We start from the raw sequence: 23,603 nt of genomic DNA on the forward strand, positions 1-23,603 counted from the left end.
TCCACACAAGGCTAATCCCGTGGAGCACTTTTCTAATGCTTGCTATCAAGCCTGATTAAACCGTATATGATTACTTCTATTGTATCATATTCCCCCTACATTTTGGGACGGATTCTCAATCCTCATAAGATTTCATGGCATCTTCAACTTCAGCTAAACGGATGCCAAATAATTCCAAACGCTTGAGTAGTTGTTTCCCATTGGAATAACCGATACGAAGATTCTCTCCTAAATATTCTCTGCGTTTTCGGCTGTCTGCTCCAGCTAGAAACCCTAATCGAATCAAGTCACTACGGTTAATATCAAAGTCACTTTCCACTTCAAATTGCTCTGTCACCTGAGCCAAGGCTGTCTTCAAGTCTTCATAGCTGGCGTGTTCAATTCCCAGAGAACGTCCCTTGGACTTAGATTTGGGAACAGCCTCATCACGTTTGAGAAAGGCGTGTTGAACTGTCGGAATAGCTGTCATAATCATCCGACGGATTCTTTCCCCATTAAAGTCAGGATCTGTAAAGACAATCACCCCATGACGTTCGTGTAGACGTTGGATTCGTTCAAGGTCTTGTTCATTGATAGCCGAACCACGAGTCTCATAGGTTTCCACATCAAAGTAACGTTTGAGATTGGCCGTATCATCGCGCCCTTCGACTACGATGACTTGGGAAATTTTCTCTTTCATGATTTATGTTCCAATCCAAAGATTCGCTCTGCATTGGCACTGGTCGCAGTAGCTATTTCTTCTGTTGTCATGCCACGTAAGTCAGCAATAAAGTCCACTACATAGCGCGTGTAAGCTGTCTTGTTTTCGCGACCACGCTTGGGAACGGGTGCCAAGTAAGGCGCATCTGTCTCTACCAAAATCTTATCCAAAGGTAACTCTTTGGCAGCTTCCTGAATGTCTGTCGCTTTTTTAAAGGTCACCACTCCAGAAAAGGAAATAGTCATACCCAGTTCCACAAACTTCTCAGCCCACTCCAGAGAACCTGAGAAGGAATGCATAATGCCACCACGGGGACCAACTCCCTCACTCTTAATAATCTCATAGGTATCTTCTAGCGCATCACGGGTATGGACCACAAAAGGAAAGTCCAGTTCCTTAGATAGCTGAATCTGACGACGGAAAACTTGCTCCTGCACTTCTTTAGGAGCTGTCATCCAGTGATAGTCTAAACCAATCTCACCCAAGGCAACCACTTTAGGATGTTTTAGTTTTTCCAGTAAGTAATTCTCAACTTCCCTTGTATAGGCCCCTGCTTCTGTCGGATGCCAACCAATCGTCGCATAGAGTTGATCAAACTCATCTACCAACTCCAAGGCTCGCTCAATAGTCGGTTTGTCAAAACCAACAATATTCATCCGAGTCACACCCATTTCAGCTGCTAAGGCTATTTCTTCTGCTTCTCTTCCTGAAAATTCTTCCACATTCAAGTGGGTATGTGTATCAAAAATCATGTATATTCCCTCGTTTTTTCTACCTTCTATTATACCAAAAAACTAGTCTCATTCTTATAGGAAAAAATATTTTAAAATCACTCACTTTTTCTTGACGACTTATTTTCATAGCAGTATAATAACTCTTGTTGAAATTTTCAGAAAAGGAAAGAAAATGTTTACGAAATTAAAATATACCTTTATTGGTCGTCCCCTTAAGTCCTTAACTGAAGGCGAGGGAGGACTACTTGGAAAAACACAGGCACTTGCAATGCTCTCAAGCGATGCCCTTTCATCTATCGCCTATGGACCTGAGCAGGTCGTACTTGTCTTGGCTAGCCTATCTCCCCTCGCTATCTGGTGGAGTCTCCCTATCGGTATCTTCGTCCTCTTGCTACTTGCTAGTCTAACCATTTCTTACCGACAAATCATTCACGCCTACCCTCAAGGTGGGGGTGCCTATATGGTAACACGAGAAAATCTTTCTCCTGAGCTCGGTTTGATTGCCGGTGGAAGCTTGCTTGTTGACTATATGCTAACAGTAGCCGTATCCGTGGCCGCAGGAGCTGATGCTATCACAGCAGCACTTCCTGCTCTCCATCCCTACAACCTCCATATTTCTATTTTTCTGGTCTGTTTACTCATGCTTTTGAATCTGCGAGGCTTGAGGGAATCTGCTAGCTCTCTGATGATCCCTGTCTATCTCTTTATCTTTAGTACGGTCTTCCTCTTATTGTTTGGCTTATTCCAACTGTTGACAGGTTCTCTCAGCTATCATGCAACTTCTGCAATTGGTCAAACTGTCCCAAGTCTCTCAATCGTCCTGATTTTAAGAGCCTTTACCAGCGGTTCAGCTTCATTAACCGGGGTTGAAGCAATCTCAAATGCTGTTCCATTTTTCAAAACTCCTAAAGAGAAGAACGCTGCTCAGACACTGACCATCATGTCTCTGATTCTTGGATTTCTATTTGCAGGAATTACCTTCCTAAACTACTGGATGGGGATCACTCCTCAACACGGAGAAACAATCCTCTCACAAATGGCTAAAGGAATTTTAGGGGATTCAACTATCGGTCAGATTGTTTATTATCTCTTCCAATTCTCAACTGCTCTAATCCTAGCCGTTGCTGCAAATACTGGTTTTTCTGCCTTTCCGATGTTGGCTTACAATATGGCTAAAAACAAGTACATGCCCCATCTCTTTATGGAAAAAGGAGACCGCCTTGGTTATTCAAACGGTATTTTGACCTTAGCCTTTGGCGCTATGATCCTTCTGCTCATTTTCAACGGAAATACAGAACGCTTGATTCCTCTCTATACTATCGGAGTTTTTGTTCCTTTTGCCCTTTCTCAAACAGGGATGATTCGCCACTGGAAAAAAGAAAAAGGCTCTCATTTCTTAAAATCTGCCTTCGCAAATATCCTCGGCGCTATCATTTGTTATGCTATCGTTCTTATCTTACTCTTCTTCAGACTTGGAGATATCTGGCCCTTCTTCCCAATTATCCTAGTCTTAACCTTCCTCTTTTTGTCTATCCACAGTCATTACCAAAAAGTGGCCAAACAGCTTCGACTTTATGAAGGAATTCAAAAGAAAACCTACGATGGCAATGTCGTCCTTGTCTTAGTGGGAAATGTGACCCGGGTCAGCGTTGGAGCGATTAATTACGCGCAAAGTATTGGAGATGAGGTTTTGGCGATGCACATTTCCACCAAGGAAACTGAGGAAAAAGACCAAGAAATCCTCCAAGAATTTGCCGACTACTTCCCAAATATCACTCTAAAAAACATTAATACTAGCTATCGCGATATCATCACACCTACAGTTCGCTATGTTCGTAAAATCTCTCAAGAAGCCAAGAAAAAGAACTACACAGTCACAGTTCTAGTACCCCAATTTATCCCTAACAAACCTTGGCAAAATATCCTACACAATCAAATGAGCCTCAAATTAAAATATGCTCTCAGATGGCACGAAGATGTCGTCGTTGCCAGCTATTCATATCATTTGAAAGAATAAAGAAAAGCTCAAAATCAGAAATTCACCTTCTGATTTTGAGCTTTTTTCTATATGTTGTCTTTCCAATACATCTGCTGAAGTTTTTATTCTAAAAAAGGTATTTTAGAAAATTCACTTTTTTAGGCAACAGAAAAGCCAGTAGACTCGAGTTCCTACTGACTTCTTTGTTGAATTCGTTTGGATTATGCAGCCAAAACTTTGCGTCCTTTACGACGACGAGCTGCCAATACGCGACGACCGTTTTTAGTTGACATACGGTTACGGAATCCGTGTTTGCGCGCACGACGTAGTTTACTTGGTTGATAAGTACGTTTCACGATGAATACCTCCTCATAGATTTTGTATTCGTTTAGCCGGCTATAAAGTGATCAGTTACTAAACATACTTTACTATTCTATCTGATTCTTTCGCATTTGTCAATAGCTCTGGCAAATGTTTCCAGCTTTTTTGCTATGAAAGCCTTATCTACGATACTGCTTCAAGAAACGTGTCATCTTTTCTTGGATTTGGGCTAACTCATCTACGCGTGGCAGATAAACGATACGGAAGTGATCTGGTTCTTTCCAGTTAAAGCCTCGTCCGTGAACCAAAAGTACTTTTTCTTGTTTCAAGAAATCAAGGACAAACTGTTCATCATCATCGATACGGTACATATTGCGATCAATTTTAGGGAAGATATAAAGACCCGCTTTAGGTTTAACCGCAGACAAACCTGGGATATCTTGAATGGCATTATAAATGAAGTTTCTTTGCTCGTAGATACGACCACCTGGTAAGAGTAATTCGTCCACCGATTGGTGACCACCTAGTGAAGTTTGAACAACCTGTTGAGCCAAGACGTTGGAACAAAGGCGCATGTTTGAAAGCATGTTGAGACCTTCAATATAGCCCTTTACATGATGTTTAGGCCCAGACAAGACCATCCAACCTACACGGAAACCAGCGATGCGGTGAGATTTAGACAGACCATTCATGCTGACACAGAAAAGGTCTGGAGCCAAACTTGCTACTGGTGTGTGGACATTGCCGTCCATAACCATACGGTCGTAAATTTCATCCGCAAAGATAATCAAGTCATTTTGACGAGCAATCTCAATAATATCTAACAAGAGCTCTTTGGGATAGAGGGCTCCCGTTGGATTATTTGGATTGATCAAAACGATAGCCTTAGTATTTGAACTAATCTTAGACTTAATGTCATCTAGGTCTGGATACCATTCAGCTTCTTCATCACAGACGTAGTGAACGGCATTTCCTCCAGCCAAGCTAACTGCAGCTGTCCAAAGTGGGTAGTCAGGCATTGGAACCAAGACTTCATCGCCATTGTCCAAGAGACCTTGCATGGACATAACAATTAGCTCACTAACACCATTTCCAAGATAGATATCATCAATACCTACATTTGGGAATTTTTTGAGCTGACAGTACTGCATAATAGCTTTGCGGGCTGAAAAGATACCTTTTGAATCTGAATAACCTTCACTATCACGCGCATTCATAATCAAATCATGGATAACCTCATCTGGTGCGGTAAAACCAAACTCAGCTGGGTTCCCTGTATTCAAACGGAGGATTTTTTCTCCATTTGCTCGCATACGCATGGCTTCCTCAAGAACTGGTCCACGAATATCATAAGCCACATGCTCTAATTTGATTGATTTGTTAAATTCTTTCATTTGATTTCCTCAATTCATCAGGATAGTTAATATTATACCACTTGATAGAAAAATCGTAAATCGCCCACTACTATTCCACAAAAAAACCTTGCTTAACGCAAGGTAAACAGAGCAAGGTCGATTTCTTTCTATTTTTGGGAGAAGAAAGAGAAAAATATGCACCTCTAGTAAGATATACATCTAAATCTAAAGTCTCGCATATAAACTTCGAATCGAAAACGAAGGCATCGTTATGGATGATAGTTGCATGAACTCATGAATTTCTTCCTGTGTCCAGCAAAACGCAAAGAAAAAATAAGTCGACTCAACAAACAACATAGACGATGTCTGGGCTAATTCGAGTCTGTTTGTAAAGAATTTTACCATATCACTGACTTCTTTTCCCTGCCCTGTCACTTAGTATTATACACTAAAACTTTTGCATTTTCAAATAAGTATATATAAAAATTGCTTTTTTAAAAAGGGATTCCTAAAAGTATCCTTTCTCATACATTTAATAGATTTTACTATGTTCATAAAAAAGAGAGAACCAGGTGATTCTCTCAGATTTTACTTCTACAAATATCTAGAAGGAAATTTAATTTCGCCAGATTATTTCGCAATTTCTGCCAACATTTTTTCGATGTGTTGGATGGATTTTTCACGTCCAAGCAAGTAGATGGTTTCTGGTAGTTCTGGCCCATGCATCTCACCTGAAACAGCGATACGGATTGGCATGAAGAGGTTCTTCCCTTTGATACCTGTTTCTTTTTGAACTGCTTTGATTTGTGGGAAGATGTTTTCCACCACAAACTCGTCGTCTGACATAGACTCAAGTTTTGCCTTAAAGGCCTCAAGTACAGTCGGAACAGTTTCACCAGCCATCACTTCTCGTTCAGCTTCTGTCAATTCTGGGAATTCTGAGAAGAAAAGGTCTGTCAATGGAACGATTTCGTCCACTGACTTCATTTGTGGTTTGTAGAGTTCCACCAATTTTTTAGCCTTGTCTGTCAAACGTCCTGCTTCTTCAAGGAATGGTTTTGCCATTTCAAAAATAGTTTCAAGGTCTGCATTCTTGATATAGTCATTACTCATCCAGTCTAGTTTCTTCTGGTCGAAGGCTGCTGGAGACTTGCTAAGACGGTTTTCATCAAAAAGCTTGATGAGTTCTTCACGAGAGAAGATTTCGTCTTCCCCACCAGGGTTCCAACCAAGAAGAGCGATGAAGTTAAAGACTGCTTCTGGAAGGTAACCTTTCTTCCGGTAATCTTCGATAAATTGAAGAGTGTTGGTATCGCGTTTAGACAACTTCTTACCAGTTTCAGAGTTGATGATCAAGGTCATGTGACCGAACTCTGGAGCTTCCCATCCAAGAGCTTCATAGACCATGAGCTGTTTTGGTGTATTAGCAATGTGGTCGTCTCCACGAATGACGTGAGAGATTTGCATGTCGTGGTCATCGATCACAACGGCAAAGTTGTAAGTTGGGTACCCATCTTTCTTTTGGATAACCCAGTCCCCACCGATATTGCCACCTTCAAATTCGATATCACCTTTGACCATATCATGCCATTTGTAGATACCAGACTCATTAACTGCCAAACGAACAGTTGGGATAATACCTGCGGCTTCACGTTCTGCAACATAAGCTGCTTTTTCTTCCTCGCTCATACCAAGGTATTCGTTAATGTAACGAGGTATTTCACCAGCTGCTTCTTGGCGTTCACGTTCAGCTGCCAACTCTTCTTCAGTGACGTAAGATTTGTAGGCTTTCCCTTCAGCAAGCAATTGGTCGATATATTTTTGATAGAGTTCCAAACGCTCTGATTGGCGGTAGTTTTCATGAGTTTCTGGACTTTCATCCCAATCCATGCCCAACCAACGAAGGTTTTCAAGCTGTGAACGTTCTCCGTCTTCAACGTGACGCTTGCGGTCTGTGTCTTCAATACGGATGATAAAAGTTCCACCATGGTGGCGTGCATACAAGTAGTTAAACAATGCTGTACGGGCATTTCCAATATGTAGTAGTCCTGTTGGACTTGGTGCATAACGCACACGAATATCTTTTGACATAGTTTCTCCTGTAAAGTCTATAGGCATCTGCCTTTTTGCTCTCTATATTATATCACAAGTCTTGCCAGAGTCCAATTTCTCTTTTCAAGAAAAAGCAAAAAGAGTGGTAAAATGTACTGACCCCAAAAAGTTAGACAAATAATTTATCCGAAGGATTTAGTTCTGTATTGCACAGGACTGAGTCCTTTTAGTTTTACCTTAATGCGTTTATTGTTGTAGTAATCAATATAGTCTACAATGGCTTGTTCCAATTGCTTAAGCGACTCAAATGACTTCTCATAACCATAAAACATCTCCGATTTCAGAATGCCAAAGAAAGATTCCATCATGCCGTTGTCTGGGCTGTTACCTTTACGTGACATGGATGCTTGAATTCCCTTACCCTCTAGAAACTGATGATAAGAATCGTGTTGATATTGCCAGCCTTGGTCACTATGGAGAATCGTATTCTCGTAGCGCTTCTCTGTGAATGCTTGTTCCAACATTGTTTTTACTTGTTCTAAGTTGGGTGAAGTTGAAAGATTATAGGCGATAATTTCGCTATTAAAGCCATCTAAAACTGGTGATAAGTAAAGCTTTTGAGCGCTTGCTGGAATGGCAAATTCTGTCACGTCCGTATAACACTTTTCCATTGGTTTAGCTGCTTCAAATTGGCGTTGAATAAGGTTGTCTGCTTTCTTGCCAACATCTCCTTTATGAGAAGAATACTTGCGTTTCTTGCGGATTCTAGCTTGTAAATTGAGCACTTTCATCAAGCGTTGAACTCTTTTATGATTGACCACATAACCACGATTTCTTAATTCTAAATGGATTCGACGATATCCGTAATTTCCTTTTTGTTCGGTAAAAATAGCTTGAATTTCAGCTTTAAGCTTTTGATCCTTATCTGGTTTGTCTAGCTGTTTCAAATGATAGTAGTAGGTCGAACGAGCGAGTTTAATGGTTTTTAGAAGAATATCTAACGAAAAATCAGTGATTAATTCTTGAACAATTTCTGTCTTTCTTCTTTCTCTTTTTCCTCCTTCAAGCGGAGTTCTCTCAACTTTTTTAGGACAGCATTCTCCGCTCTCAGATACTCGTTTTCTGCTTGAAGTCGTTCTAACTCTGTCATCTCTTCGGGTTTCTTCTTTGGTTTACGTCCCATTTTAGATGGTCTCCCTTTTGTTTTCTCAACAATAGTATACCCGTTTTTCTTGTATTGTGCCATCCAATTTGGAAGCATACCACGATTTGGGAGAGCATATTCGAGAGAAACTCTATCTTGAGACCAGTTTTCATGTAGAACTTTATCAATCATTTCTTGTTTTAATTCAGGAGAATAGTAACGATTTTTTTCTTTTTTGACGAACTCTATTCCATAACAATCAATCAATTTAATCATGTACTTAAGATTAGAAATGTTTATCCCAAATTGATTTGAAAGCTGCTTGAAGCTTTGACCTTGCTTTCTAAGTTCATAGATCTGAATCTTATCCTCATATGTTAATTTCATAATAAAAACACCCCAAAAGTTAGATTTTTTCTGTCTAACTTTTGGGGTGCAGTTCAAAACCACTCTTTTTATTCTATTATAGACGAGCGTTAAGTTCTTTGCTCAATTCTTCAAATCCTGGTTTACCAAGAAGGGCAAACATATTTCGTTTGTATGCTTCAACACCTGGTTGGTCAAATGGGTTGATAGCGTTCAAGTAACCTGAAAGGGCAATTGCCAATTCGAAGAAGTAGATCGTGTAACCAAGAGTGAAGGCATCTTGCTCAGGAAGAGTCACGTACATATTTGGTACGTCACCATCTGTGTGGGCAAGAAGAACACCGTCAGTTGCTTTTTTGTTAACGAAGTCAACGTCTTTTCCTTGAAGGTAACCAAGTCCGTCAAGATCTTCTTCCAAAGTAGGGATAATCACGTTCTTACGTGGTTTGTCCACACGGACAACTGTTTCAAACATGATACGAGTTCCTTCTTGAATAAATTGACCCAATGAGTGCAAGTCAGTTGAGAAGTTGGCTGAAGTTGGGTAGATACCTTTTTGGTCTTTCCCTTCTGATTCACCAGCCAATTGTTTCCACCATTCTGAGAAGTATTGAAGTGATGGCTCGTAGTTTACCAAGATTTCAGTTGCATAACCTTTACGGTAAAGGATGTTACGAACAGCTGCATATTGGTAAGCTTCGTTTTCAGAGATTTTATCTGAAGTGTAGTCTTTACGAGCTGCGTTAGCACCTTCCATAAGGGCTTTGATGTCTGCACCTGACGCAGCGATTGGAAGCAATCCAACTGCTGTCAATACTGAGAAGCGTCCACCGATATCATCTGGAACCACAAATGTTTCCCAACCGTTAGCATCTGCTTCAACCTTAACAGCACCTTTTTGGCGGTCAGTTGTTGCGTAGATACGTTTGTTAGCTTCTTCTTGTCCGTATTTCTTAACCAAAAGTTCTTTGAAGACACGGAAAGCGATGGCTGGCTCAGTTGTTGTACCTGATTTAGAAATCACGTTCACTGAGAAGTCTTTATCTGAAACATACTCTACCAAGTCAGCAAGGTAAGTAGATGAGATTGAGTTTCCAGCGTAAAGGATTTGTGGTGCTTTACGTTCTTCTTTTGTTTGCAAGTTTGCAAAGTGGTGGTTCAAGAAGTCAATTGCTGCTTTCGCTCCAAGGTATGATCCACCGATACCGATAACAACCAAAACATCGCTGTCTGATTTGATTTGTTCAGCAGCTTTCAAGATGCGGTCAAATTCTTCGCGGTCGTAGTTTTCAGGAAGGTCCAACCAACCCAAGAAGTCGCTCCCAGCACCAGTTCCTTTACGGATCAATTCGTCTGCAGCTGTAACTTGTGCTTGCATGTACTCCACTTCATGTGGTGCAACAAATTTGTCTAATACTTTTGAATAATCAAATTTAATATGTGACATAGTATTCCTCCAAAATTTCTTCTTTTCTATCATAACGCTTACTAACAATTTTTTCAAGTTTTTATACTGAAAATTTCCGATTTTTATCACAATTCAAACGTTTGCGTAAAAACACAATTCTATAAAGATTCGTAAATAATGAATAAAAAAACGACTAGGATTCTAGTCGTTATAATTCATTCAATAAATACTCAAATAATTCTAAGTTGCCATCTTCTTCATTGACCAAAAATTCTGGATGCCACTGAAGACCAATAATACGGTGTTCATCAATGGATTCAATTGCTTCAACAGTTTGATCACGTGGATCCACAGCCGTCACACGGAAATTGGGTGCCAGATCTTTAATGCTCTGACGATGCACTGAATTAACCCGACTTTCTTTACCAAATAATTTAGACACTACACTGCCATCCACTGTCTCAATAGAATGTGAAGTCCCAAAAGGTAGACCTTGCCAATGACCTTCAATATCCTGATTGAGTGTCCCACCAAAGGCAACGTTGACAAGCTGAACGCCACGGCAAATGGCTAAGATTGGCTTGTTCTGACGTAGGGCCTCTTGTAGAAGAGCTAGCTCAAACTCATCTCGAGCTAGGTTATAATCATCGCTATCAATCGTTTTTTCCTCACCATAAAACTGAGGATGGACATTTTGCCCTCCAGTCAAGATAAGCTTGTCAATCATTTCTACGTAGTCATGGACAACTGACTCATCACCAACTGGAATCACCAAAGGAAGTCCGCCAACCTGACGAATACTCTCAGCGAATTTACAAGAAACAGATGAATGAATATTTTTTCCTTCTGCGTCCACGGGACATAGATTTGCTGCAACTCCAACAACCGTTCTTGCCATTACTGATTTCCTTTCGTTTTCCATTGATAATCTTATCTTACCATCCTTCCCCACTCCTGTCTAATATGTATTTTTTAAGTCCGTGATAAAATTTTTTTATCAGAAAAAGTTGCCCAAAATTAGGACAACTTTTTTGCTTATACTCAATGAAAATCAAAGAGCAAACTAGGAAGCTAGCCGCAGGTTGCTCAAAACACAGTTTTGAGGTTGTGGATAGAACTGACGAAGTCAGTAACACATATACGGCAAGGGGACGCTGACGTGGTTTGAATTTGATTTTCGAAGAGTATTATTCAAAGACAAATTGATTGTGATACAGTTCGGAGTAAAAGCCTCCAAGCTTGAGTAATTCGTGATGATTTCCTTGTTCAATAACCTCACCATCCTTAAGGACAATAATCTGATCTGCATTGAGAATGGTTTTTAAGCGATGGGCAATCACAAAACTAGTTCTTCCTGCCACGATAGCTTCCATGGCATTTTGAATCTTGCTTTCTGTTACAGTATCAACGTTTGATGTTGCCTCATCTAAGATTAACACCTGTGGATCTGTCATCAAGGTACGAGCAATAGAAATCAACTGTTTTTGACCGGTTGAGAAGACGCTCTGGTCATCATTAATCAAAGTATCATACTTATCTGGCAAGCTTTCGATGTAGTCATGGATATGCGTAGCCTTAGCAGCTGCTTCTACCATTTCCTGACTGGCATCTGGTACACCAAATCGAATGTTGTCCCGAATAGTTCCACTAAACAAAACAGAATCCTGTAGAACAATTCCCACCTTACTTCGCAAACTGTCTAAATCAAACTCGCGAATATCTGTTCCATCAAAGCTGATACTACCTGCATCCACATCATAAAAACGATTGATGAGGTTCATAATGGTTGTTTTCCCTGAACCTGTCGGACCAACTACCGCAATCATTTTCCCTTTTGGAGCTGAAATGCTAACATCTTTCAAAATCGGTTTCCCTGGGAGATAGGAGAAGTCTACGTTACAAATCTCCACACCATCTTTTAATTCGCTAAAGACTGGAGCATCTTGAGGACGGATTTCTTCCTCTGCATCAAACATTTCTTGGATACGGTCTGCACCTGTAAAGGCTAGTTGCAAACTTCCCCAGCTCGCCGCTAATTGGATAATGGGTTGGTAATACTGTTGCGAAAACTGAGTAAACATGACAATCAAACCAAGTGCAGTTGCTGTCTCGATACTCTGATCATTCAATAATACAGCTGAACCAACAAAAATAACTACTGCTGTATTGACCAAGCTCATCCCGTTCATAACAGGAAAGAGAATTCCTGAAAACATTCTGCCCTTGAAAGTGGCCTTTCGAACCCGTTCATTCTGCTCGACAAAACCAGCAATCACATCTTCTTGAATACCTTGAACGATAACGGCTTTTTGTCCAGAGATACTCTCATCCATATAAGCATTGAGCTTCCCAACTTCTTTTTGTTGGAGGTTGGTATATTTCCGCGCTAGCTTCAGGATAAAGAACAACATGATAACAGCTATTGGAGTGCTGGCAATTGTGATTAAAGCCAAGGTGATATTTTTTGCAAACATGACAATCAGCAAGCCAATATAAAGGGCAATGTTGGTCATAACAGACACCAGGCTTTCGTTAAAAGCTTGGAGAATATTATCCAAATCACTGGTAAAACGTGACAGGATATCACCATCTTGATGGCGGTCAAAGAAGGAGACGGTCAAGCGAGAAAGCTTGCCAAAAAGTCCCTTACGCATTTCATTTGTTGATTCGGCAATAATCCTGCTCATCAAGACCATATAGATGAGACTCGACACTACTAAAACTATCAAAATATAAGCAAGATTAATTAGGAGTCCCAAGAGACTTTGCCAAACCATATCTGAATTTCCATTTTGATAGGCTATAACCAAATTGGCTAGTTCTGTGACTGTTTGACCTGCAAATACTGGAAAGAGGGCTTGTGCTACCGTTGCAATGATAATCATAGCAATAACAACGACAAAGGATATCTTGTAAACTTTAAAATAGTTCCAAAAAAATTCAAATGTCTTCATCCTACTCCTCCTTTCCTTTTTGCGTTTCGTAAATTTCACGATAGACTGGGTTTGTTGCAACCAAGTCAGCGTGTTTACCTTGACCAATCAAACGACCTTGGTCAAGCACTAAAATTTTATCAGCATGAACAACAGAGCTAATTTTTTGCGCGATGATAATCGTAGTCGTACCCTTCAAGTCCTTGTTGAGGGCTTCTTGGACCAAACGTTCTGATTTGGCATCAAGGGCGGAGGTTGAATCATCAAAAATCAAAATCTTAGGATTACTAACAATCCCACGCGCAATGGACATCCTTTGTTTTTGTCCACCAGAAAAGTTGGTTCCACGTTCCTCAACCGGACTTTCAAAGGCTAAGTCCATACGACTAATAAATTCACTCGCCTGGGCGATACGAGCTGCGCGTTCCATCTCTGAAACTGTTGCATCTCCCTTTCCTTGTCTGAGATTATCTGCGATGGTTCCACTAAAGAGAATGGCTCTTTGTAGGACGATAGAGACTGTCTTGCGAAGCGTCCCTTCACTAACTGTCCGAATGTCCTTTCCTCCAATCTTGATAGAACCTTGTTGAGGATCAAACAGTCGTGGAATCAACTGAGCCAAGGTTGATTTACCTGCACCGGTTGCTCCGACAACCCCAACCATCTCACCAGCTGCGATATCAAAGGATACATCTTTTAGGATAGATTCTTCATCATTTGGATAGGTGAAGGTTACATTTTCAAAACTAAGACTTCCTTCCAATTCTTCATCTTCCACATCCTTGAAGGTCATAGCCGGTTCTGTATCCAGGATTTCACGAATACGACGGAGGGAAATCATGGCACGAGTGACTGAATTCCCCAAAAATCCGATCATAACGATGGTAAAAATAATCTGACTCAAGTAGTTTACAAATGAAGCAATGGAACCAACGACTGATGGATCTGACTCTGCCATACCTGCTACAAGCCAGATTGAGAGAAAAACAGCCCCATACGAAATCAACATCATTGCAGGTTGCATAACAGAAAAGGCATAACCAATATAAAGGTTTTCTCCCAGCAATTCATCTGATACTTGCGTAAACTTATTAAATTGATCTTTTTCTCGGACAAAAGACTTAACCACGCGCACACCACGTAAATTTTCTTTAGCAATGGCATTGATACGCTCTAGTAAGGTCTGGAACTTTGAAAAGCGTGGTCCCACCACTCCCATCATAAAACCCATTATGGCAACAATCAGAACGACCATGAGAACTAGCACCCACCACAGAGAAGGTAGGGTGACAACTGCTAATATAAAGGAACCGATAAACAAAAGTGGTAGTCGAAAGAGAATTTGGAAGGTCATCATGACTACGTTTTGAATCTGGTTGATGTCATTGGTCATACGAACAACAAGATTCCCTGCGTTAAATTCCTCAATATTGGCGTATGAAAAAGTTTGAATCTTACGAAAGGCATCTTCCCGTAAGTCTGACGAAACTCCTTGAGCAATATAGGCGGCTAACACAACATTGATACCACCTGCAATCAAACCAATCAAGGCAACAAGGATTAACCAAAAACCAATATGATAAATAGCTTCATTATCACCAGTTAGCAGTGCCTCCAAAACTTCCTGCAAATAACGCGGTTGCAAGAGTGAACTCGTTACCATTAGACCTGTCATAATTAAGGAAGCTAGAGCCTGCCATTTATAGGCTTTTATTTTCTGAAACAGCATATTTCCCCCTTCTAAGATAGACAAAAGGGAACGACAACTCTGTCAATCCCTTCTTATACTTTCATGTTGATGCTATTCTAACAAAAAAGAATGCTATTGTCAAAGCACTCAACTCTTACAAGCTTGTGCAATGACGACATCAGCATTCTATTGAATCATCTAAAACATCTTCTAATTTAAGTAGAGAATTTTTATTGTTCTGAACTAGCTTGCTCTTCTAGTTTAGCTCGTCCAATTTCACGGTAGCTACGGTCGCCAACAATCTTGACTGAGAACTGACCATCCTGGTACTCAAGAATCGTCACACTTCCATTATCAAGGCCATGTGGATGCATTCCGTTGATTAAATAAACAATGGTTCCAATAGTCATTCCATGGCTGACTACGAGAGCATTTCCTCCCCCATTAGCTTCCATTTCCTTAGCAATGGCTTCAAAACCTTCCCAGATACGCCCACTTAGTTTTTCCCAGCCTTCAGCCCAGCCTGCTGTATCCACTTCTACCAGACCTTCAGCCAGCTCAGCATAGGACAAACGATGCACATGATCGACATTAAAGATACGCGGAATGATCCCCATAAAAAGGTCTCCATCATAAGCACCATCAAAACTACCAAAGCACCATTCACGGATTCGCTTATCCATACGATAAGGAATTTGCCCTGTTAAACCTAGTTCCTCAAGGATAATTCCCATAGTCTGAATGGTCCGTCCAGAGTCGCTTGAATAAGCACGCTCAAATCTTAAACCAGACTCACGCAAGCCAATCCCCAATTCATGAATGCCTCGTTCCCCTTCAGCTGTCAGTGGAGTATCACTCCAACCTTGAGCACGCCCAATCGTATTAAACATTGTTTTCCCATGACGCACTAGATACAATTTTACACTTGACATATTCTGTCCTCCATATGTATCTATTATAGCATGATTTCAGGTAAAAACCTCGTCCTAACCCACTGAGTCCAACATCACCACTTAAACTAGATTTTACAAATCTAATAATCTATGTCTTATCATTCTTAGAAGGAGCAACTTTAGATGTCTCGGTGTCCTCTTTTTTTACCTGTTCTTCTTTTGACTTTTTTTCTGTTTTCTTCGTCTTATCGTCGGTCTTTTTCAAAGGTGGAAAACGAAATTCAAACTGATTTTTCCCAGTGTCAACAATCGCTGTAAACCCCTTTTGGTCATTACGATAAGTTGCCTTTCCTGCATTAAATGACTGCTGACCACTCTCAGAACTAGCTTTTTCATAGATTCTCTTAGCCATTGCAAAGGCAAGGAGTTTTTCTTTATTGAGGGCATAATCCTGATGATGAGCCACTTGTCGATTCAGATAAAACTGTAACAAGAGACTAAAAATTCCAGCAATAGTAACTGCGTAAAGGAGAACTCCAGCCCTAACTTTTTTCTTTTTCCACACGATAGATGAACTCCCTCTCTAGTCCCTTTTCAAACTGAAAATTAAAATGAACATTTTGCTCGTTTTGGTAAATATGAGCTAATTTCAGACCGTAAACCATCGGCTGGTAGCCACGTCCACTGGCATCTGTTTTTCGAAAATCATTTGACTTTGATTTACCCATGGAAATAGGTTTCCCATCCTGTTTGAGGTAAAGTCTATCATTCTCTACTTTTTCAAATTGGGCTCGATTCAGCTCTGCTTCCAGCTGATCCACAAATAAAAGCCATTCTTTTTGCTCACTTTTCTGCTGGTAGCGAACTTCTGAAACCAAGAGTTGGCTCATAGATTGAAAAAGAAGCAAACTCCCACTAATCACAATAAGAGCAACCAGGGATTCTAAAAGAGTAAACGCTCTGACTCTACTTATCTTGAATCGCCAGTAATTTTTCAGTTCCATAATACACCTCCAAACCTCGCTCATTCGAGACAACATGAACTGTAAGCCCATTGACAGTCAACTGCTTTTGTCCAGTCTGCAAAGCCATACGAGCCACACGCAAAACTTCTTCCTGTTCTAAGAGTCTTGCTTCCTGTCGTCTACTTTCTTGAATCTGCCCTAACAAGAGGGTTGCAATACTGGCAAAAATAGCTAGTGAAATCACTGCCTCCAGTAAAATAACCGCCTTAATTTTTTGCTTCTTGAATACGTTTAATCTTTCCATTTCCTAGATATAGTTGGTAGCGAACTACTTCTTTCCTTGTTTGAAATCTCACACTTGCAAGAGACGAATTTCCTCCAGCCTTATCAAAGGTGATTGACTGATTGGACTGTAGTTGAATCCCTTTAGGGATGGCTAATTTCTGATAGCCATTTCCAATACTTCTCTCTTCCAAAATCAAGTTGATCTTCTGCTGACTAGCCAGACTTCGCTTCTGGGTTTCCCGATAAAGTTCCTCAAACTCCATAAAGAAAATCTGTTCTTCCACACACGCAAAAGTGGATTGAACCGAACTTGACAAACCCAGAGCTAACAGGCTGACTATCCCTAAGACCAATAGACTTTCTAGCATGGTAAAAGCCCTAATCCGCAACTGTTTGACTGGTCTTTTGTTTTGCATGGTATTCCTTATAGGCTTTTGCTTGCTCAGCAGTGATGCGTCCTTCTGCCTCTAGTTTACTTAGACTAGCATCCTCATTTTTATCTAGAGTATAGAGTTCAGCTTGGCTTTCTACCACCTTGACGACTGCTGCTTTACCCTTGTCATTCACTGCATCCTTTTGCTTAGTTAGGTTTGGCACAAATAGTAAGAGTAGAACACTAATGATAAGGAGGACCACTAACATTTCCACAAGAGTGAATCCTTTTACCTTTGCTTCTTTTAATTTCATCATCATTTTTTTCATCTAAAAATTTACCTCCATATTTTGATACATTGGCAGCAACATAGCTGCGTACAATAAAACAATTAGCAGAGCTACAAAAATAAAGACCAGGGGTTGAACTAAGTTCATCGTACGATTAACTCGAGTAAAGAATGCCTCCCAAGTTTTCTCTGCATAGATTTCCAATTCGCTTCCCAACTTGGATTTGACTTCTCCATATTCAATGATTAAACCCAACTCTCTTCTAAAAAAAGGATAATTCCGCACAACCATAGAAAATTCATGCCCATTTTGCAAGGACAGGGATAAATCATGTCCGATTTCCTTAAAAAGAGGATTTCCTTGCTCCTGCATCATCTGAAAAATCTGTGATAGCTCCAGACCTTGACCAATCATATTGCCCCATTCCCGAGCATAATAGGCCGTCAGATAATATTGAATAAACACACCTAGAAAGGGGATTCTAGCTAGAAAAGAAAAGACTTGTATCTTCCTAGATTTTCTGTAGAAGACCAATCCCGTTAAAGATGCTAGACTTAACGCTAGAACAATCCCAAGAAAAATTTGTGGTAGATTACTAATCACTAAGGTAGCTATGTTACTACTATCCAGTTGGGGCAAGAGATAATTTCGCAACCCCAACATAATGAGCAGTAAGAAAGCTAACAAAATGATTGGATAGGTCGCAACTTCGATTAACTTTTTCTTGATCTTAGCAAGATTATCTAAATACTCTTCAATTTTCCCTAAACTCAAATGAAGGTTCCCATGAACTTCAGCCAAGGAAAGTTGCGTGACAATTGAACTTGAAAAACCTAAAGTCCCCATCATTTCCGAGAAGGATTTTCCCTGTGAGAGTCCTAGTCGCATCTGCGATACATAGTCCTTTTCCAACAAGAGACTTCTATCTAGAAAGGAAATGATTTCTACCAGGTGAAAACCGCTAGAAAATAAATTGTTAAAGAGTGTGATGATTTTCTTCTGCTTACTGGTAGCTAATTTTCTCCGTTTCAGCTTGAATCGCAGTGATATGTCCTTCTTTAAGAAGCTGGTCAATTTGTCCATTCCACTTTTCTGCCTGGTGTTCTTGATAATTTCCATTTGCAAAATCAATAATTCCTCCTCCTGCGATTAGTCTCTGGTAACAAACACCTTGTAAAACTACTGCCAGTTCATCTTCACTGACACCAAGTTCTAAAAGGCGCTCATAAACCCCACGAACACTCTTGGCATGGATGGTCGAGAATACCGTGGCACCTGTCAGACTAGCTCGTACAACGGCACGGGCTGTTTCACTATCTCGAATTTCTCCAATAATTAAAAGATCTGGACGATGTCGTAGGGAAAGTTTTATCAAGTTCTCATAGCTAAGTCCGATAGCTTCATTGAGCTGTAATTGTAGCATTGCTTCTTGCTTAATCTCGACCGGATCTTCAATAGACATGACCTGTTGTCCCTTAAACAATGACTTGGCTAATTCATGCATCAAAGTAGTTTTGCCACTTCCTACGGGGCCTGCAAAAAGATAAAGCCCGCGTTTCCTAAAGCCCTTTTCCAGTTCTATAAGGTCCTGAAACCAGAAGCGCAACTCTTGTTCTTGATCATGCAAAAGCCGGATTACTAGACTCTCATGACCACGATAATCTCCCACCGTCGATAAACGTAATGAAGAAACCTTGTCTCCATGCTGATAATCACAGGAACCAAGCTGACTACGGCGTTTTTCTCCAACGTTCATCCCCGCAATAAACTTAAAATGACTAATGACAGCCCCCAACTTTTCAAAGTCATAGGTGTTAATCAAATGTCTCTCATCTCCAACTCGCATATGTAGCTCATAAGTCTTTTCTTTAGGAACAAAATAGATGTCCTGAGCTCCCTGTTTTTTGGCCAGTGTAATCAATTCTTGTGCAAGTGTTTGTACCATATCTTCCTCCTCATTCTTATTATTCGAAGAAAATATAAAAAAAGAAGAAACAACTTCATTAAAAAGTTGTTTCTTCTTTTTTTATGCGACAAGTACGGTGGATTTCTAAACCAGTCTGCTTTTCGTAACCAGGTCTAAATTTTTCATCAGGAATGACTTGACCATCTTCCAACAAAGCCAAGGAATGATACTGCTGAAGATATTCATCGCATTCTTCACACCAGCGTTTATCTTCTGGATCCCAAAAAATAGTCATCAAGTCTCCTCTACTTTTGTAAAGGGGAATTTCCTTTTCTAACTCAAACCAACAAGACTTATAATATTTCAAGGCGTCATAATAGTTATCAAATTTTTTGCTCGCAATGACGTCGTCTTCCCAGCCTTCTATAAACCACCACGGTTCAAAATCTCCGTACATTTTTATAACTCGATACATAGTTTAACTTCCTTTGTACCGTATATTATAGCGAAATTTTGAGAACAATGAAAGAATTTTGCTCATTTTCACGAATTATATAACATTTTCAAAAAATCCAGCTATTCAAAAACGAATAACTGGATTTAAAAACAAGATTAACCTTCTGAAATATCGTTTTCAATGATCACTTTAATCGCGTGATGATCAGCAGCCTTACTAAACACTTCATAGGCCTTTTCAATTTCACTAAGTTTGAAATAATGAGTTACCAATTTTTCAGGTTCAATTTTATGACTTTCTAAGGCTTTCAAAAGCTGAGGAGTTGTATTGGTAGAAACCAATCCAGTAGTCACGTTAATGTTCCGAATCCAAAGAGTATCCAAATCAAACTGAACTGGTTTACCATGCACACCACAGTTGGCTACTGTTCCGTCCACACCGATAATCTTTTGGCAGAGATCAAACGTTGCAGGAATTCCTACCGCCTCAATAGCGACATCTACACCTCGACCATCTGTCAAATCATAAATTTCTTGAATTGCCTTTTCAGGATCTGCAGAATTAATTTTATGAGTAGCACCGAAAGAAACTGCAGTATCCAAGCGGTTATCGTCTAGGTCCACCATAATCAATTTAGCTGGTGAATAGAATTGTGCCGTCAAAAGAGCTGCCAATCCAACTGGCCCTGAACCAACGATAGCTACACTACAACCAGGCTCAACTTTCCCTTTTAAGACACCAATTTCATAGCCAGTTGGCAAGATATCAGATAACATAACCAAAGCTTCATCAGACAAGTCAGCTGGAGTATGATAAAGAGTATTGTCAGCATGAGGCACACGAAGATATTCTGCTTGCATACCGTCGATCAAATGTCCAAAAATCCATCCACCTTCGTCTTCACAGTGGTCATAGATTCCTTTTTTACAATAGTAACACTTGCCACATGCACAAACGCAAGAAATCAAAACCTTATCACCCTTTTTGAAGTTTGAAACTCCTGCTCCGACTTCCTCTACAATACCAATTCCTTCATGTCCTAGGATAGTACCACTCTTACAAGCAGGAACATCCCCTTTAATAATATGAAGGTCTGTACCACAAATAGTAGTCTTAACGATACGCACAATAGCATCTGTTGGCTTGCGAATAACTGGTTTGTCAACATCAACAAATGACGCAAGTCCTGGTTTAACATAAGTATAGGCTTTCATAAAGCTTACCTCCGTTTTTTTATTTGTATTGTTTATATCATAATTGTAAGCCTTTTCATAAATAAAATCAAGTAATATGTGAAAAAATTAACAAATTTAATTAAAAAAAGTAGAAACTAAATTAGTTTCTACTTTATAGATTATGCTTGATAACGTTTTTCACCATCTAGGTAAGTTGCTACCAAATCCAAATCCTTATCAAGAACGATAAAGTCAGCATCGTAGCCTTCACGGATTTGTCCGCAAACGTCATCTATATGAACTGATTTTGCTGGATTGAGACTGGCCATCATAACTGCTTCATGAGGATTTGCAATTCCCCACTCAACGACATTTTTCAACCCATCTTTAAGTTTGAGAATGGAACCTGCCAAGTTACCTGTAGATTTAAGGCGAGCAGTTCCATTTGCAACTACAACTGGAAATTCACCTAACATATAATCGCCATCTTGCAAACCACCTGCTGTCATACAGTCAGTGATAAGAGCTATATTTTCAGTTCCTTTTTGTTTAAGAAGAATTTCGCAAGCCTTAGGATCCACGTGATGACCATCACAAATCAATTCTGCATAAGTGTGTGGTAACTCATACATAGCACCAACCATTCCAAGTTCGCGGTGTGTTAAGCCACGCATTCCATTATAGGCGTGAACCCATACACTAGCTCCGGCATCAACAGCTTTTTTAGCTTCATCAAATGTAGCATTAGAGTGACCAAGAGCAACAGTTACACCTTCACCAGTAATAGTACGTACAAAGTCCTCAACCCCATCACGTTCAGGTGCAAGAGCAATTTTATTAAGAAGACCATTAGCAGCCTTCTGCCAAGCGCGGAACTCATTCATACGTGGATCTTTCATATAGGCAGGGTTTTGAGCCCCCTTAAATTCTTCGGTGAAGTAAGGTCCTTCAAAATAGATACCACGAATCTTAGCACCAGATGCTTCTTGATAGCGTGCACCAATGTTTTCAGTAACAGCCAGCAATTGTTCGTATGATGAAGTTAGTGTAGTTGGTAGGAAACTAGTAACACCTGTGCTAAGAAGACCTTCACTCATCGTATGAAGAGTTCCTTCAATATTATTATCCATGACATCCACACCACCAAAACCGTGAATGTGTGTATCAACGAGACCAGGTGCGATGCTATAACCAGAATAATCTAAAATTTCAGCATCCCCAGAAATCTCTTCAACATGCTTACCAAACTTGCCATCAATAAGTTCCAAATAACCTCCACGACGAATACCATGTGGATAGAAAAATTGATCAGCTTTAATATACTTAGGCATAATGATAACCCCCTTAAGAAATAATCTACTATTTATTATGTCAATTACATTATAAACCTTTCAAAACAATTTGTAAATGGTATAGACCTTTTTTAGTGAAATTTTAATAAATTATTCAACAAAAAAAGACAAGATCCGAAAACCTTGTCTTTAATACTATACCGGCGGCCGGGGTCGAACCGGCACGTCCTTGCGGACACTGGATTTTGAGTCCAGCGCGTCTGCCAATTCCGCCACGCCGGCAAATAGTAACTGGGGTAGCTGGATTCGAACCAACGCATGAGGGAGTCAAAGTCCCTTGCCTTACCGCTTGGCTATACCCCAATAATATAAAATAGGCGAGTGATGGGGATCGAACCCACGCATGCCAGAGCCACAATCTGGTGTGTTAACCACTTCACCACACCCGCCATAATTTTAAAACACGGGCAGTAGGAATTGAACCCACACTGAAGGTTTTGGAGACCTTAGTTCTACCTTTAAACTATGCCCGTAGTTAAGGTTATGGAAGGGGAGGGATTCGAACCCCCGAACCCGAAGGAGCGGATTTACAGTCCGCCGCGTTTAGCCTCTTCGCTACCCTTCCAAAATATTTAAATGGCGCGAGACGGAATCGAACCGCCGACACATGGAGCTTCAATCCATTGCTCTACCAACTGAGCTACCGAGCCTTATTGCGGGAGCAGGATTTGAACCTACGACCTTCGGGTTATGAGCCCGACGAGCTACCGAGCTGCTCCATCCCGCGTTAATAATAAAGGAGGATGTGGGATTCGAACCCACGCACGCTTTTACACGCCTGACGGTTTTCAAGACCGTTCCCTTCAGCCAGACTTGGGTAATCCTCCAATAAATAGTCCGTACGGGATTCGAACCCGTGTTACCGCCGTGAAAAGGCGGTGTCTTAACCCCTTGACCAACGGACCATATTTCAATGGGCACGAGTGGACTCGAACCACCGACCTCACGCTTATCAGGCGTGCGCTCTAACCACCTGAGCTACGCGCCCAAGTTAAAAAACTTGGTAAATGAACGAAATGTTCAAAGCGGGTGACGAGAATCGAACTCGCGACAACAGCTTGGAAGGCTGTAGTTTTACCACTAAACTACACCCGCTAAAATGGGAGTTAACGGGATCGAACCGCTGACCCTCTGCTTGTAAGGCAGATGCTCTCCCAGCTGAGCTAAACTCCCTTTAGCTAAGCGACTTCCTTATCTCACAGGGGGCAACCCCCAACTACTTCCGG

The 23,603-nt window shown here is 40.5% G+C and carries 22 protein-coding genes and 12 tRNA genes; 1 reads left to right on the forward strand and 33 read right to left on the reverse strand.

The genetic code is table 11. The features are described 5' to 3' along the window. Positions 1 to 115: 115 nt before the first annotated feature. Together rnmV and QM911_RS05600 are read right to left on the reverse strand one after the other, a co-directional pair. Positions 116 to 679, reverse strand: a complete 564-nt coding sequence (gene rnmV / locus QM911_RS05595; RefSeq protein ID WP_414313366.1) for a ribonuclease M5 — start codon at positions 677 to 679, stop codon at positions 116 to 118. Beyond that, positions 676 to 1,452, reverse strand: a complete 777-nt coding sequence (locus QM911_RS05600) for a TatD family hydrolase (protein ID WP_414313367.1) — start codon at positions 1,450 to 1,452, stop codon at positions 676 to 678. Before QM911_RS05600 ends, rnmV begins: the two co-directional genes overlap by 4 nt. Positions 1,453 to 1,606: 154 nt before the next feature. Here QM911_RS05600 and QM911_RS05605 point away from each other — a divergent pair, with 154 nt between their 5' ends. Beyond that, positions 1,607 to 3,451, forward strand: a complete 1,845-nt coding sequence (locus QM911_RS05605; RefSeq protein WP_000494455.1) for an APC family permease — start codon at positions 1,607 to 1,609, stop codon at positions 3,449 to 3,451. A gap of 182 nt (positions 3,452 to 3,633) precedes the next feature. Here the strand turns inward: QM911_RS05605 and rpmH are convergent, their stop codons facing one another. The 31 genes from rpmH to QM911_RS05760 all read right to left on the reverse strand — a co-directional run bounded on the left by rpmH (position 3,634) and on the right by QM911_RS05760 (position 23,550). Continuing rightward, positions 3,634 to 3,768, reverse strand: a complete 135-nt coding sequence (gene rpmH, locus QM911_RS05610) for a 50S ribosomal protein L34 (RefSeq protein ID WP_000831905.1) — start codon at positions 3,766 to 3,768, stop codon at positions 3,634 to 3,636. A 144-nt stretch (positions 3,769 to 3,912) separates the two neighbouring features. Then, positions 3,913 to 5,127, reverse strand: a complete 1,215-nt coding sequence (locus QM911_RS05615; protein ID WP_045762715.1) for a pyridoxal phosphate-dependent aminotransferase — start codon at positions 5,125 to 5,127, stop codon at positions 3,913 to 3,915. A gap of 591 nt (positions 5,128 to 5,718) precedes the next feature. Continuing rightward, positions 5,719 to 7,179 carry a glutamate--tRNA ligase gene (gene gltX, locus QM911_RS05620; protein ID WP_414313368.1) on the reverse strand — a complete coding sequence of 487 codons (1,461 nt, stop codon included), beginning with the start codon at positions 7,177 to 7,179 and terminating at the stop codon, positions 5,719 to 5,721. Positions 7,180 to 7,322: 143 nt separating this feature from the next. Next, positions 7,323 to 8,671 (reverse strand): IS3 family transposase gene (locus QM911_RS05625; RefSeq protein ID WP_414313369.1). Its coding sequence is split into 2 segments (ribosomal slippage): positions 7,323 to 8,230 and positions 8,230 to 8,671, totalling 1,350 coding nucleotides; the frame shifts between segments, so codons are not numbered across the junction. A gap of 76 nt (positions 8,672 to 8,747) precedes the next feature. After that, positions 8,748 to 10,097: a glucose-6-phosphate isomerase gene (locus tag QM911_RS05630; RefSeq protein WP_006155638.1), complete on the reverse strand. Its 1,350-nt coding sequence runs from the start codon at positions 10,095 to 10,097 to the stop codon at positions 8,748 to 8,750. A gap of 169 nt (positions 10,098 to 10,266) precedes the next feature. After that, positions 10,267 to 10,956, reverse strand: a complete 690-nt coding sequence (locus QM911_RS05635; protein ID WP_414313370.1) for a gamma-glutamyl-gamma-aminobutyrate hydrolase family protein — start codon at positions 10,954 to 10,956, stop codon at positions 10,267 to 10,269. 289 nt (positions 10,957 to 11,245) lie between these two features. Continuing rightward, complete coding sequence (locus QM911_RS05640; protein WP_075228321.1) at positions 11,246 to 13,012, reverse strand: ABC transporter ATP-binding protein; 1,767 nt, start codon at positions 13,010 to 13,012, stop codon at positions 11,246 to 11,248. Position 13,013: 1 nt separating this feature from the next. After that, positions 13,014 to 14,720, reverse strand: a complete 1,707-nt coding sequence (locus QM911_RS05645) for an ABC transporter ATP-binding protein (RefSeq protein WP_414313371.1) — start codon at positions 14,718 to 14,720, stop codon at positions 13,014 to 13,016. Between the two features lie 191 nt (positions 14,721 to 14,911). Next, the gene (locus QM911_RS05650; protein WP_049509191.1) at positions 14,912 to 15,613 is read right to left on the reverse strand and encodes a histidine phosphatase family protein; all 702 of its coding nucleotides are present in this window, start codon (positions 15,611 to 15,613) and stop codon (positions 14,912 to 14,914) included. Positions 15,614 to 15,722: 109 nt separating this feature from the next. After that, the gene (gene comGG / locus QM911_RS05655; protein ID WP_414313372.1) at positions 15,723 to 16,139 is read right to left on the reverse strand and encodes a competence type IV pilus minor pilin ComGG; all 417 of its coding nucleotides are present in this window, start codon (positions 16,137 to 16,139) and stop codon (positions 15,723 to 15,725) included. Next, entirely contained in the window at positions 16,117 to 16,578 is a 462-nt protein-coding gene (gene comGF, locus QM911_RS05660) for a competence type IV pilus minor pilin ComGF (protein ID WP_414313373.1), read from the reverse strand. Before comGF ends, comGG begins: the two co-directional genes overlap by 23 nt. Continuing rightward, entirely contained in the window at positions 16,541 to 16,843 is a 303-nt protein-coding gene (comGE, locus tag QM911_RS05665) for a competence type IV pilus minor pilin ComGE (protein ID WP_049509188.1), read from the reverse strand. Before comGE ends, comGF begins: the two co-directional genes overlap by 38 nt. After that, the gene (comGD, locus tag QM911_RS05670) at positions 16,806 to 17,240 is read right to left on the reverse strand and encodes a competence type IV pilus minor pilin ComGD (protein ID WP_414313374.1); all 435 of its coding nucleotides are present in this window, start codon (positions 17,238 to 17,240) and stop codon (positions 16,806 to 16,808) included. The genes comGE and comGD overlap by 38 nt, the downstream gene beginning before the upstream one ends. Then, positions 17,203 to 17,526 carry a competence type IV pilus major pilin ComGC gene (gene comGC, locus QM911_RS05675; RefSeq protein ID WP_414313375.1) on the reverse strand — a complete coding sequence of 108 codons (324 nt, stop codon included), beginning with the start codon at positions 17,524 to 17,526 and terminating at the stop codon, positions 17,203 to 17,205. Before comGC ends, comGD begins: the two co-directional genes overlap by 38 nt. Further along, positions 17,527 to 18,570: a competence type IV pilus assembly protein ComGB gene (comGB, locus tag QM911_RS05680; protein ID WP_414313376.1), complete on the reverse strand. Its 1,044-nt coding sequence runs from the start codon at positions 18,568 to 18,570 to the stop codon at positions 17,527 to 17,529. Then, entirely contained in the window at positions 18,491 to 19,432 is a 942-nt protein-coding gene (gene comGA, locus QM911_RS05685) for a competence type IV pilus ATPase ComGA (RefSeq protein ID WP_414313377.1), read from the reverse strand. Before comGA ends, comGB begins: the two co-directional genes overlap by 80 nt. A 58-nt stretch (positions 19,433 to 19,490) precedes the next feature. Then, positions 19,491 to 19,868, reverse strand: coding sequence for a DUF1033 family protein (locus QM911_RS05690; protein ID WP_414313378.1), 378 nt, complete (start codon positions 19,866 to 19,868; stop codon positions 19,491 to 19,493). A 137-nt stretch (positions 19,869 to 20,005) separates the two neighbouring features. Further along, positions 20,006 to 21,064 carry a zinc-dependent alcohol dehydrogenase family protein gene (locus QM911_RS05695; protein ID WP_414313379.1) on the reverse strand — a complete coding sequence of 353 codons (1,059 nt, stop codon included), beginning with the start codon at positions 21,062 to 21,064 and terminating at the stop codon, positions 20,006 to 20,008. 140 nt (positions 21,065 to 21,204) lie between these two features. Beyond that, entirely contained in the window at positions 21,205 to 22,356 is a 1,152-nt protein-coding gene (gene nagA, locus QM911_RS05700; RefSeq protein ID WP_414313380.1) for an N-acetylglucosamine-6-phosphate deacetylase, read from the reverse strand. Positions 22,357 to 22,515: 159 nt separating this feature from the next. After that, positions 22,516 to 22,599 (reverse strand) — tRNA-Leu (locus QM911_RS05705). Between the two features lie 9 nt (positions 22,600 to 22,608). Further along, a tRNA-Gln gene (locus QM911_RS05710) sits at positions 22,609 to 22,680 on the reverse strand. Between the two features lie 13 nt (positions 22,681 to 22,693). Continuing rightward, positions 22,694 to 22,766 (reverse strand) — tRNA-His (locus QM911_RS05715). A 13-nt stretch (positions 22,767 to 22,779) separates the two neighbouring features. Further along, positions 22,780 to 22,850: transfer RNA gene (locus QM911_RS05720), tRNA-Trp, on the reverse strand. 11 nt (positions 22,851 to 22,861) lie between these two features. Then, positions 22,862 to 22,942: transfer RNA gene (locus tag QM911_RS05725), tRNA-Tyr, on the reverse strand. Positions 22,943 to 22,954: 12 nt separating this feature from the next. Next, positions 22,955 to 23,027: transfer RNA gene (locus QM911_RS05730), tRNA-Phe, on the reverse strand. 3 nt (positions 23,028 to 23,030) lie between these two features. Next, a tRNA-Met gene (locus QM911_RS05735) sits at positions 23,031 to 23,104 on the reverse strand. 10 nt (positions 23,105 to 23,114) lie between these two features. Continuing rightward, a tRNA-Ser gene (locus tag QM911_RS05740) sits at positions 23,115 to 23,204 on the reverse strand. Between the two features lie 6 nt (positions 23,205 to 23,210). Further along, positions 23,211 to 23,282: transfer RNA gene (locus tag QM911_RS05745), tRNA-Glu, on the reverse strand. A gap of 9 nt (positions 23,283 to 23,291) precedes the next feature. Beyond that, positions 23,292 to 23,365, reverse strand: a tRNA-Ile gene (locus tag QM911_RS05750). A 36-nt stretch (positions 23,366 to 23,401) separates the two neighbouring features. Beyond that, positions 23,402 to 23,472 (reverse strand) — tRNA-Gly (locus QM911_RS05755). Positions 23,473 to 23,477: 5 nt separating this feature from the next. Then, positions 23,478 to 23,550, reverse strand: a tRNA-Val gene (locus QM911_RS05760). Positions 23,551 to 23,603: the final 53 nt, after the last annotated feature.

Source organism: Streptococcus infantis (assembly GCF_047460825.1).
Lineage (GTDB): Bacteria > Bacillota > Bacilli > Lactobacillales > Streptococcaceae > Streptococcus > Streptococcus infantis_V.

What these genes read in the sequence shown, in the direction of transcription:
- comGB (WP_414313376.1), bottom strand. Translation starts at nt 18,570, where the DNA reads ATGGACAAATTGACCAGCTTCTTAAAGAAGGACATATCACTGCGATTC.
- QM911_RS05695 (WP_414313379.1), bottom strand. Translation starts at nt 21,064, where the DNA reads ATGAAAGCCTATACTTATGTTAAACCAGGACTTGCGTCATTTGTTGAT.
- QM911_RS05645 (WP_414313371.1), bottom strand. Translation starts at nt 14,720, where the DNA reads ATGCTGTTTCAGAAAATAAAAGCCTATAAATGGCAGGCTCTAGCTTCC.
- nagA (WP_414313380.1), bottom strand. Translation starts at nt 22,356, where the DNA reads ATGCCTAAGTATATTAAAGCTGATCAATTTTTCTATCCACATGGTATT.
- QM911_RS05640 (WP_075228321.1), bottom strand. Translation starts at nt 13,012, where the DNA reads ATGAAGACATTTGAATTTTTTTGGAACTATTTTAAAGTTTACAAGATA.
- comGD (WP_414313374.1), bottom strand. Translation starts at nt 17,240, where the DNA reads ATGCAAAACAAAAGACCAGTCAAACAGTTGCGGATTAGGGCTTTTACC.
- QM911_RS05600 (WP_414313367.1), bottom strand. Translation starts at nt 1,452, where the DNA reads ATGATTTTTGATACACATACCCACTTGAATGTGGAAGAATTTTCAGGA.
- comGE (WP_049509188.1), bottom strand. Translation starts at nt 16,843, where the DNA reads ATGGAAAGATTAAACGTATTCAAGAAGCAAAAAATTAAGGCGGTTATT.
- comGA (WP_414313377.1), bottom strand. Translation starts at nt 19,432, where the DNA reads ATGGTACAAACACTTGCACAAGAATTGATTACACTGGCCAAAAAACAG.
- QM911_RS05635 (WP_414313370.1), bottom strand. Translation starts at nt 10,956, where the DNA reads ATGGCAAGAACGGTTGTTGGAGTTGCAGCAAATCTATGTCCCGTGGAC.
- QM911_RS05605 (WP_000494455.1), top strand. Translation starts at nt 1,607, where the DNA reads ATGTTTACGAAATTAAAATATACCTTTATTGGTCGTCCCCTTAAGTCC.
- QM911_RS05630 (WP_006155638.1), bottom strand. Translation starts at nt 10,097, where the DNA reads ATGTCACATATTAAATTTGATTATTCAAAAGTATTAGACAAATTTGTT.
- comGC (WP_414313375.1), bottom strand. Translation starts at nt 17,526, where the DNA reads ATGAAAAAAATGATGATGAAATTAAAAGAAGCAAAGGTAAAAGGATTC.
- gltX (WP_414313368.1), bottom strand. Translation starts at nt 7,179, where the DNA reads ATGTCAAAAGATATTCGTGTGCGTTATGCACCAAGTCCAACAGGACTA.
- QM911_RS05690 (WP_414313378.1), bottom strand. Translation starts at nt 19,868, where the DNA reads ATGTATCGAGTTATAAAAATGTACGGAGATTTTGAACCGTGGTGGTTT.
- comGF (WP_414313373.1), bottom strand. Translation starts at nt 16,578, where the DNA reads ATGGAACTGAAAAATTACTGGCGATTCAAGATAAGTAGAGTCAGAGCG.
- QM911_RS05650 (WP_049509191.1), bottom strand. Translation starts at nt 15,613, where the DNA reads ATGTCAAGTGTAAAATTGTATCTAGTGCGTCATGGGAAAACAATGTTT.
- QM911_RS05615 (WP_045762715.1), bottom strand. Translation starts at nt 5,127, where the DNA reads ATGAAAGAATTTAACAAATCAATCAAATTAGAGCATGTGGCTTATGAT.
- rnmV (WP_414313366.1), bottom strand. Translation starts at nt 679, where the DNA reads ATGAAAGAGAAAATTTCCCAAGTCATCGTAGTCGAAGGGCGCGATGAT.